The sequence below is a fragment of the Dapis hubbardiae BLCC-M172 genome, assembly GCF_050016015.1.
Lineage (GTDB): Bacteria > Cyanobacteriota > Cyanobacteriia > Cyanobacteriales > Microcoleaceae > Trichodesmium.
Genome location: NZ_JBNHEQ010000281.1, coordinates 1 through 10,973 on the forward strand (window position 1 = coordinate 1; position 10,973 = coordinate 10,973).

Sequence of the window (10,973 nt, forward strand, 5' to 3'; positions counted from 1 at the left end):
AGTTAACTGAATAAACAAATTTTCAATTTTCTACTTAAACTTTCCGAGGTAAATAATTATGCTAAACAATTTATCAAGAAAACGAAGAAAAAACTACCCTGAAAACTCCCCCCTTTCCAAGGGGGGTTAGGGGGGATCTCTTTTCAGTTATCAGCAATTAATAATGAATAATTACTTCAACAAATATATATCTAGGGCTGAGAGCTTTACTACGAACAAAAACTTTTTCAATTTTCAAGGGTAAATAATTATGCTAATTCATTCATTAAAACAACAACGCAAAAATTATCAAGGTCGTTCTTTTAAAAATCAAGATTTGACTGGTGAAGACTTTTCTAATGCAGATATAAGAGGAGCAGATTTTACCGGAGCAAATCTCACGGGTGCTAAGTTCAATTATGCTTTAGCAGGATTAACAAAATCTCAAACTAGACTTATTTTTATTCTGGTAATTATCTTATTTTTAATTGCAGGTGTAGGTGCAGGTGGTGCTACTGTTATTCCCATCAGACTTATCTCTAGTAAAAGAAGTCAAGTAATTCCAATTCAGATTGGTGCAGTTATTTTTCCTCTCCTAGAATTTATCAATATTGGCTTATTACTAATAATAGTTCGCCAGGGAATTAAAAAAATTTGGTGGCATTTATTTACTCTAATTATTTTGATGATAACAATATCTGTAATATTTGCATCCCTGGGTCTTGATGACGAGAAAATAGTAAATTTTTTTAGTTTTTTTGGAATGACAGATACATCCTCTAACACAGTTATTAAATTGTCAGAGTGGATGACAGATTTTAGATTTGGTGAAATGATTAGAGCCTTCATTAATTTCTTCACTAATAATGACGATTCTGAAAATAAAGCTGTGATTATAATTTTTAGCTTTGTTATCTCTGCAATAGCAATATTAGTGTTAATTTTTACTCTCAGTTTAGGAATTATTTTAGCTGAAATTATCTCTGGTAAACGGCTAGTAAATTCAGCATTAGTATCGGTGAATCTTATCACAGCAGTTGGAACAGGAATTGCTGCTAAAAATCAAATAAAAAAATGGGAAATACCTTATGTCGTAATGTTAACCATTCTGGCGATCGCTATTTCTTTAACCCTAATATTAATAACTAAAAATCTGGCAAAAAAGATATTAGAGGAAGACGAAAATAATCTGTTCATTCTAAAATTTGCTGTTGCTATTGGAGCTTTAGGAGGCACCAATTTTAAAAATGCTAATTTAACCGATACCGACTTTAGTCACGCCATTCTTAAAAGCACAAATTTCCGATTTGCTAATACCACCCGCACATTCTACCGACAAACCAAATATTTAAAATTTGCCAGAGTCGAAAAAACCATATTAGAAGATATAAAAGTCAGAGAATTATTAATAACTGGATGGGGAAAAGACCAAGAATTTATAGGAGCAAACTTAAGAGGAGCAAACCTCATAAGTGCCGACCTTAGTAACGCCAATTTTAAACTAGCAGACTTAGGAGAAGCTTCCCTACAAGCTGCCAATTTAAACAACGCAAATTTAACCGAAACATTAGCAATAGGTACTAACTTTACCACCGCTCAAATGTCAGGAACTTGTTTAGAAGGTTGGAATATCGACCATACAACTATCCTCGATAATGTTGAATCAAAATATATCTATTTATTAGAAGAAGCCAAACCAGAAACAGACGATAGAGAGCGTCGCCCTAGTAGTGGATATTTCCAAGAAGGAGACTTTACAAAATTATTCAAAGAAGTCTTAAATACTGTGGATTTAATATTCCGAAATGGAGTAGATGCCAAAGCTTTTATGTCATCCTTCCAACAAGTACAAGTGGAAAACCAAGGCATCCCCATGAAAATTCAAGGCATGGAAAATAAAGGTGATGGAGTAGTAGTAATTAGAATAGATGTACCCCCAGAAACTGAGAAGGAAAAAATCCATCGGGAGTTTATGGAATTCTATGATGAAAATGTCAGAGTGCTAGAAGAAAAATATCAGCAAGATCTGGCAAAAACAGAAAAAAAAATTACTCTATATCGTCAACGAACGGAGCAAAATGAATATCAAATATTCCTGATGAATCAGATATTAAAAACCCAAAATTCTGCTCCTGTCACTGCCAGAGAAAAATTAGTTACTCTCAACTTTGAAGGAGGAAACTTTGCCACAGGTTTTCCAGTTATTAGAGCTAATATTTGGTCAGACGCTCATCATTTACCAATTTCTTTTTCCAGTAGCTTACCCGCAAATTCAGAAATTCCTCAACTCTATCAAAACTGGAGTCAAAAATATAAACAATTCAGACAATGCTATCGACATTTAGACTTACTTCCTAGAATCAAAATGAAGAAAGAGCAGACAACAAATTTTTCCAAAAAAGATATAGAAAAAGAAGCTCAGAAAATAATTATTCAGATTCGGGAATTAGAGAAAGAATTGCAACCTCTCCTCAACAACTGGTTAAATACTTCAGATTTTAACTGCATCGAAAAAGAACTACGAACTAAATTTAACCCCTCAGACAAAGTTCGACTAATTATCCAATCAGAAGATGTTTTAATGCAGCGCATTCCCTGGCACTTATGGAATTTTCTCTCCAATTATCAGTTTGCCGAAACTGCTATAGGTTTGCCAGAAGCTAACCGAGTCGAAAAGCTAAAAATTGCTAGGGAAAAAATCCGCATCTTAGCAATATTTGGAGACGACAAAGGAATAAATATTGAAGCAGATAAAAAATATTTAGAAAGTCTGCCAAAGGAGGTGGTAAAAACTGTTTCATTAGTCAAACCCAACCGCCAAGAATTACATCAAAAATTATGGGATGAAAAAGGTTGGGATATTATTTGTTTTTCCGGTCATAGTGAAAGTGAAGCCGATCTAAGTACCGGATATTTTTACTTAGACAACCACATCAAAATGACAATTGAGGAATTAGAAAATGCCCTAACAGCAGCCATTAAAAAAGGATTACAATTAGCCATCTTTAATTCTTGCGATGGATTAGGTTTAGCTCAACAACTTGCTCGCTTACATATTCCCGCAATTATTGTTATGCGAGAACCCGTTGCAGATTTAGTCGCCCAGGAATTTTTAAAGCATTTTCTCCAATTCTTTTCTAGTGGTAAATCTTTATCTACTTCCGTGCGACAAGCTCGACAAAAATTAGAATATTTAGAAGATAAATTTCCTGGCGCGACTTGGTTGCCAGTTATTTGTCAAAATTCCGCAGAAATACCTCCAAATTGGCAAAGCTTATATGGAAATTTTCAGCCTAACTTTTCCGAAACTTTAGCAGAATTAAGGTTAGCTATTGAATCCGAAACTTGGTTGACTTCAGCAGACAAAATAGAAGCTTTAAAACAAGTAGATATTTTGACAAAAATGAAAGAATTTTTTACAGTTGAAAATCAAGAAGCTGTCAAGTCATCCATGAGAATATTAAGAGGTATTGTTGCCGAGCATCCGGCAGCTAACTTAATGGATGAAGCCTTAAACAAATTGTCAATTTACTTTTTAAATCAGGGAAACCATGAATAACTTATCTCTCAAACTTTTACAACTTTTAAACAAACAAAATAATAATCGTGGATTTACCTTAATTGAGTTATTAGTAGTCATTATTATTATTGGAATTTTGTCAGCTATCGCTCTTCCATCTTTTTTAAATCAAGCAAATCAAGCAAAAGAAGTTGAACCAACAATTAAGATAAATGCTGCTAATAAAATGCAAATGAACTACTATTCTGAGAATGGTGAATTTAGTAGAAATTCAGCAGATGTAGAGTTACCTATCCAAACAGAAAACTATGTATATGATGTTCCAAGTAACATCTTATTTTTTCCAATTCCTCCTGAATTATCAATTATTATGGGTCAACCTAAAGATAATCAACTTAGATATGTTCTAGGAGTTACATACATAGAAAATGATGGTAATTCTCATCAAAGAATATGTAAATCTAAAGCTAATCTCACTGAATTATTTGATTTAGCTAGCATACTTATTCAAGGAAAATGGGATGAAGCAGATGCTAAATATTGTAGTGGTAAGTAATACTAAATTAGCTAATTTATAATTATCGGTACTTCAGCAAAAAAGTTGATGTATTTGCCTTCTCCCTATTAGCTTTGAAGTAATTTTCGCTGTGAAAAATATCAAAGTACCGAAGAGGCAATTATTAATTATTAATTGTTGAAAGCGGTTTTCCTGCACGGTAGACCACAGTAGGGACGTTCCATGGAACGTCCCTACTGTTTTTTGTCTGTGACTTGAAGTCATAAATATGAACAGAGTTGCATACACTAATTCTTCTTTTTTGCAACAGAACCATTTTTTTTTGTTGAAAATCAACAAAGTTGAAAAATACTTTTGTCGATTTTCACTTAATTTAGGCTGAATATATTGCTACAACTGGTTTTGCTAACTTGTCAAAAAGTTGTCGATCTTTACTGTCGATCTTCGACAATACTTTGATTTATCTATCCTATACTCATAAATGAGATGACTAGCAACCGCATTTTTACCGAGGTATTACTATTAGGACTTACGCAGTACAAAATATTTTCGTCATTGCGACCGACAGGGTTTGCGAAGCAGTCCGGAACGGATAGCAATCTCAAATCCTAGTTTTTCCTACCTCATGCGTAAGTCCTGACTATCTTAAATTTGAATATTTAAGCAGTCCTATTTATTTAGTATACCTGCGCGAATTGCTGACAAATAAGAAATTTTTCTTAGATATCTCAAAAACTCACCGTTGTTTTCATTATCGAAGTAATTATGGGTAATCAAAGAAATTATCAAAGACGTCACTTAACAAGTTTAACTAAAGCAATTTTAGCAGCGATCGCCTCTAGTTTTGGTGTCGGAGTTAAAGCTGCTCTAGCAGATCCACCACCTGCGCCACCACCTCAAACCCTATTACCTCCAGTCTTCTGCTTCCGGTTCACTGATATTAAAGCTGTGGAAGACGATCCAGAAGGAGATAAATTTCAACTCGCCTTTGAAGTTCTCAACTGGTCCAACCAACCTGCCTCCGGGGTTCGTATTGCCCTCACCGAAGGAACAAATAGTTTTGTTACCGATGGTGCAGCTCCCACTTTTGCAGGTGCAGGAGTCGATCGTAACGGTCGCCCTAATGGTCCAGATGCAGACCCCCTACCAGGAAATCAACTATTTACCAACGCTGGTCAAGTGGTGGAATCAACTGAAACAGCGATTCAATGGGATGCTGTTCAGGTAGACCTGAATACCTTTGCTAGCGGACCAATACCAAACCGGGACTTGCTTGGTGTTGGAGAGAGAAACACTCCTGGTGCTTGCGCTTTAGTTCCTGGTTGTCGAGTTGTCGGCCACCCCAACCCTTTCTTTGGTAGTCCTGTAGTTGCTGACTGGGAGACCATCGACAACGGTAATAATGTCTTGGATGGTTTTGTAATTACAGTGGATGATTTCGATGAATCAGAGGTAATTTCTTTCAACTGGAATCTCCTTGGTGTTGACGGCAACCCTATTGGAATGCCTGGTACTGGTAATGAGTATGGTTTCGGTGCAGTAAATATTGCTCGTATACCTATCAATGAAGACCCTGATTCTAACTTCCGCATTTTTGAGCGAAATACTGGCGTAGAAAACACCAGTCGATTATTTGCAGAAAATTCTCGTCTAGTTACGGAATATTCTCCTGTGGACTATGATACAACTACTTCAGGTGCTGGTGGTTTTAATGCTACGAATGCGATAGCAACTCAAACTATTGCTTCTACAGAAGCAGATGAACCTATTGCTCTGTTTGCTGCCGAGTTTGGAGCAGGAATTACTGGTGCGTTTTTAAATCAGGCGGACAACATTTTTAATTCTCCTGTGAATGCTCAGTTAATTGATTATTCAACACCTGAACCTATAGACCCTATAGACCCTATAGACCCTATAGACCCTATAGACCCTATAGACCCTATAGACCCTATAAACCCTGACCCTATAGACCCTGTAGACCCTGTAGACCCTATAAACCCTGTAGACCCTATAGACCCTATAGACCCTATAAACCCTGACCCTATAGAGCCACCAGAATCAGTTCCCGAACCTAGTGCAATGGCAATGCTAGGAATGACAGTAGCCGCTTTAATTGGCTATAAACGTAACCGTCGTAGTTAGGGATTAGATCCCCCCTAGCCCCCCTTCTCAAGGGGGGGACTGGTTAAATATGACAAAATCCGTAGATTTCCATGGACTGATTAGCCCCCCTTAGTAAGGGGGGTTGGGGGGATCTCCAACGGTGGCTCAAAAATCACCCTAATCTATCAAATGGAGTGATCGCTTTACTTGGCTATAAACGTCAACGTCGTAGTTAACCACATATAGAACCCATTTGGTATCTTTGCAAAGGTGAGGGTTTTTGGCAAAGGAGTCAGAATTGCTGAATTGCTGAATTGCTGAATTAGGGGAGATCGAGAAATAGAATAGACGAAAAAGGTAGAAAAATGCTCCCATCTCCCCTACTCCCCTACTCCCCTACCCAAACTAAGGCATTTAATATTAACCCGGTTTCTATACTTTTTTAACCGCTACTACAAAATTCGATCTAACAACAGAAATCCTATATTTATGCACTAAAGATATAATGAACGTTAACAACAAATACTTACAAATAGGGACTTGTTCCCTAGCTTTGTTAATTGCAGGAACTCCCGCTGCAACTGCAGCCAGCTTACAAAGTGCTGATGTAGTCGTTATTGTTGATGAATCCACTTCTATGTTCGGCGAACACCAATGGCTCGGCACAATGATTCCACAGCTAGATACAGCCCTACAAAGTAAAGGTCTCATAGACAACCGTTTTGGTCTTGTTGGATTTGGTAATTACCATCATAGCAATTACTCCCATAATTTGGGGCGATATTTGCCTATAGGTGGAGCTAATTTTGCAACTTCTGCTGAATTTACAACTGCGACGAATAACTTGCTCGTATCTGGTTGGTTTGAAGATGGTTATTCTGCCATTGACTTTGCTCTAAATAACTATAGCTTTCGGGAAGATGTTGCCGTTAACTTCATCCTAGTAACAGACGAAGATCGGGATAATGGTAACTCTAGCCTCAATTTCACAAACATCCTGGCAGGGTTACAGCGAGGAACTGCAGACAGTAAAGATGATATTTTCTTGAATGCGGTAGTTAATGCCAACTTTGTGAATGATGCTATTGGAGTTAACTCAGAAGCAAATGCTTATATTGCCGACGGTAGTGGTGGATATAGAACAACCCAACTTCCATCCTTAAGTGGTATTGTTACCAGTGCTTTCAGCAATACCGAAGCAGATTATATAGACTTAGCTCTTGCCAGTGGTGGCGCAGGATGGAACTTGAACCAACTGCGAGTTGGTGGTTCAACTGCAACCTCTTTTACAAGTGCATTTATTGATATCAAGGTTAAAGAGATGCAGCAACAACAACAGCACAAGAGAGTACCAGAACCAGTTTCCATTTTAGGTCTTTTGGGTGTAGGTGTTTTAGGTACTACTTCATTAAACAAACAGTAGGGGCGAATGGCCATTACCCCCTACAACACCGAACGTTCACCCATACATTTTTTGTCGATCTTCGACAATATTTATTTTCACTGTCGATCTTCGACAATGCTTTAATTTTTCTGTTATAGAATTGTGTTGGTTATGAATAATAGGAGTAACCGCATTTTTACAGAGGTGTCTACTATTACCGTAGGTTGGGTTGAGGAACCGAAACCCAACAACAACAGATACAACTTTTTTGTTGGGTTGCGCTGTCGCTTTTTCATGTTGCGTAGCAAAACCCAACCTACATCTAATCTACCAAGAGAGATAATTATGAGTAATCAAAAACATCGTTTAATCAATCAAGCTATCTTAGCCATTGCTACTACTTTCGGTCTATTTTCGGCCTCCGTTGCTAATGCTGCATCTCTCAATGTTCTGTGGTATGGTCAGACAGATGCTTACAATGCCAAAATGTCACAGTTAGCTGCTCAAGCACCAACATTTGACCCAGAAGGAGATGGCAGTTTAGATTGGAATCTCACTATTTGGAATCCCCAAGACCCTGCACCTAACTTTTCTGATTATGATGTTTTCGTGATTGGAACTGCCGTGAAGGTTGGGAATTTTTTTGATTTTGACTCTACAGGGATTTTAAATAACAAAGAGGCGATATCTGCCGCCAGGGGCAGCCGTACTTTCTTAACCGGTCAGGATGCAGACTCGCACTATACTGGTTCTCGTCCTAACGGTCCTCTCGGTTTCTTTGTTAATGCTGTTAACTGGGCAGGTAGTGGAGAAGGTATGGGTATTGTAGCTTTGACTGATGGTGTGGGTCCTCACCACCCTATCAGTCGAGATTGGTGGTTAAACGATCGCTCTTTTTTGAAGGATGAGTTAGAAGGCTATGTTACTTACTTTGACACAGACAATGTAGTTATTCCCACAGCAACCTCCGACTTTCCAGTAAATGCTGGCTTAACAACCGCAGGTTTGAGTAACTGGGTTACATCTTCTCACGCTGCTTTTAACAAAAGTATACCAGGTTATTTGTCTATCAATGATGCTGGTTCTCTCCCTGGTTATGCCGTGACTATTGTCACTGCCTCCGAAGCTGACGGTGGCACTGGGGGGCAGGAAACAAAATCAGTTCCCGAACCAACCAGCACAGTCGCAATAGTCAGTTTAGCGATCGCTCTATTCAAATGCAAACGTCGTAGTTAAGGATTAGATTCCCCCTAACCCCCCTTGACAAGGGGGGGACTGGAGACCTGGTATGAATTTTTATTCTCTCATTTGTCAAATTCTTTAGCCCCCCTTACTAAGAGGGGTTGGGGGGATCGCCTTAGCTGAAAGAAAAAGTTCCCGAACCAAACAGCACAGTCGCAATAGTCGGTTTAGCGATCGCTCTATTCAAATGCAAACGTCGTAGTTAATCAGATATATATTTAGGGGCGAATAGCCATTCGCCCCTACCAAGAATCAACAACATAACTATCCAATTACCAATTACAAAAATGATGAACAGAATCTCTAAAACTATTCTCACTCTCACAATAGCAACCACACTCAGTACCTTAAACATAGCTTGCCAAAAAGTAACCCAAGTAGAAGCTATTAACGATAGCGCAGTAGAAAAAGTAGCTCAAAAAGATTATCAAGGGGCACTAACTGATTACAACAAAGCTATTGAAAAAGACCCCAACAATGCCACCTTATATAATAATCGAGGCAATGCTCATTTCCAAGCCCAAAACTATGAAGAAGCCATCAAAGATTATAATGAAGCCCTAAAAATTAATCCCGAAATGGCAGACACTTATTACAACCGCGCCTACGCTCGACAACAACTAACAGATTTAAAAGGAGCATTATCAGATTACGAAAAAGCATTAGAATTTGCTACCGATGAAACAACTAAAATCAAAATCTATGGCAATAGGGCGACACTACATCATGCCGTCGAAAATTACCAAAACGCCCTAGCTGACTACGCTGAAGTTATCAAACTCAGACCAGACATACCTCAAATTTACTCCAACCGAGCCAACCTTTATTATCAACAAGGAAAACTAGAACAAGCGATCGCTGATTATCGCCAAGCAGCAGACTTGTATCAAAAGGAAGGAAATACTCAGTCTCAACAGGAATTACTAGCAATTGTTTCTAAAATTGAACAAAGCAATTAATCTGTAGGGGCGATTCGATCTGTAGGGGCGATTCGCGTTTGCGTAGCATTCCGCAGGAAATCGCCCCTACAAGTCCCAGAAACCGGGTTTGTATTTAAACATTTTGCCCAACCGACATCTATTAGCACAAACCCGGTTTCTCACTCATATTTTGGATACCGCTCAGAAACCGGGTTTGTATTTAAACATTTTGCCGACATCTACTAGCACAAACCCGGTTTCTAAATCCACCGTGTAAGGTTCCAGATACAAAACTTCCCATTAATATTAAAGTTAAAAATATGAATACCCTAGCTTTACAACACCACCAGTCAACTAATCCATATACACAAACAACTCATCCATCTGTCACCAGCAAAACCAAACGTATAATAGACATTCTCGGTGCTTTAATAGGATTAGCAATTACAGGAATAGTCGCCATTCCCATCGCTATTTTCATGCAACTCGATAATCCTGGTCCGTTATTTTTTACTCAAGTGCGATGTGGTTTTTTAGGCAAAACTTTCCACATCAGAAAATTTCGTTCCATGATTATTGATGCAGAAGAATTAAAACATTTAGTCAAAAACGAAGCTCAGGGAAATATGTTTAAGAACGAATGCGACCCCAGAATAACTAACATTGGTCGTTTCCTCCGTAAAAGTAGTTTAGACGAACTACCGCAATTTTGGAACGTTCTCAAAGGAGAAATGAGTTTAGTCGGAACTCGCCCTCCTTCTATTGATGAAGTCGAACTGTATCAAACACATCACTGGCGCAGACTGGAGGTAAAACCAGGCATTACTGGAGAATGGCAAGTAAATGGTCGTTCCAATATCAAAGACTTTGAAGAAGTAGTGCGTATGGATTTGAAATATCAGCAAAAATGGTCTATTGCATACGATATACAATTAATCTGGAAAACTATCTGGGTTGTCTTGAATAGATCGGGAGCGTGTTAAGAATTTAGAATTCAGAATTTAGAATTTAGAATTAATGTCCTTAAAACTTTGGCAATACATATAGGAAATGGTATTTGCCCTCTACAGAGAGTGTATTATTTCAGAATTTGCGTAAGTCCTGGTTATATCATGTCAGGATAATCAGTAATACAGGACTTATGCAGAAGTACCATATTTTGTAGGGGCAAATGGCATTTGCCCTCTAGAGATAGCTACAAATTTTACAGTGCTAAATGATTGATAAAACACTCTAACTCATAACCAAAACACTGTAACTCATAACCAAAACCCTGTAACTCATAACCAAAATACTGTAACTCATAAC

The 10,973-nt window shown here is 38.0% G+C and carries 8 protein-coding genes; all 8 read left to right on the forward strand.

What is annotated here, in order from left to right:
• Nucleotides 1-250: 250 nt before the first annotated feature.
• Nucleotides 251-3,538: a pentapeptide repeat-containing protein gene (locus tag ACP6PK_RS26100; RefSeq protein ID WP_426562572.1), complete on the forward strand. Its 3,288-nt coding sequence runs from the start codon at nucleotides 251-253 to the stop codon at nucleotides 3,536-3,538.
• Nucleotides 3,531-4,055, forward strand: coding sequence for a prepilin-type N-terminal cleavage/methylation domain-containing protein (locus ACP6PK_RS26105; RefSeq protein WP_426562574.1), 525 nt, complete (start codon nucleotides 3,531-3,533; stop codon nucleotides 4,053-4,055). The genes ACP6PK_RS26100 and ACP6PK_RS26105 overlap by 8 nt, the downstream gene beginning before the upstream one ends.
• 726 nt (nucleotides 4,056-4,781) lie before the next feature.
• A complete protein-coding gene (locus ACP6PK_RS26110) occupies nucleotides 4,782-6,158 on the forward strand; it encodes a hypothetical protein (protein WP_426562576.1) in 1,377 nt (458 codons plus the stop codon).
• Nucleotides 6,159-6,624: 466 nt separating this feature from the next.
• Entirely contained in the window at nucleotides 6,625-7,542 is a 918-nt protein-coding gene (locus ACP6PK_RS26115) for a hypothetical protein (RefSeq protein ID WP_426562578.1), read from the forward strand.
• A gap of 132 nt (nucleotides 7,543-7,674) precedes the next feature.
• On the forward strand, nucleotides 7,675-8,739 hold the full coding sequence (locus tag ACP6PK_RS26120; protein ID WP_426562580.1) for a hypothetical protein: 1,065 nt from the start codon (nucleotides 7,675-7,677) through the stop codon (nucleotides 8,737-8,739).
• Nucleotides 8,740-8,864: 125 nt separating this feature from the next.
• Nucleotides 8,865-8,951 (forward strand): PEP-CTERM sorting domain-containing protein, encoded by an 87-nt coding sequence (locus ACP6PK_RS26125; protein ID WP_094675373.1) that lies wholly within the window; start codon nucleotides 8,865-8,867, stop codon nucleotides 8,949-8,951.
• Nucleotides 8,952-9,032: 81 nt separating this feature from the next.
• Nucleotides 9,033-9,704, forward strand: a complete 672-nt coding sequence (locus ACP6PK_RS26130; protein WP_426562582.1) for a tetratricopeptide repeat protein — start codon at nucleotides 9,033-9,035, stop codon at nucleotides 9,702-9,704.
• 281 nt (nucleotides 9,705-9,985) lie between these two features.
• Entirely contained in the window at nucleotides 9,986-10,648 is a 663-nt protein-coding gene (locus tag ACP6PK_RS26135; RefSeq protein WP_426562584.1) for a sugar transferase, read from the forward strand.
• Nucleotides 10,649-10,973 lie beyond the last annotated feature (325 nt).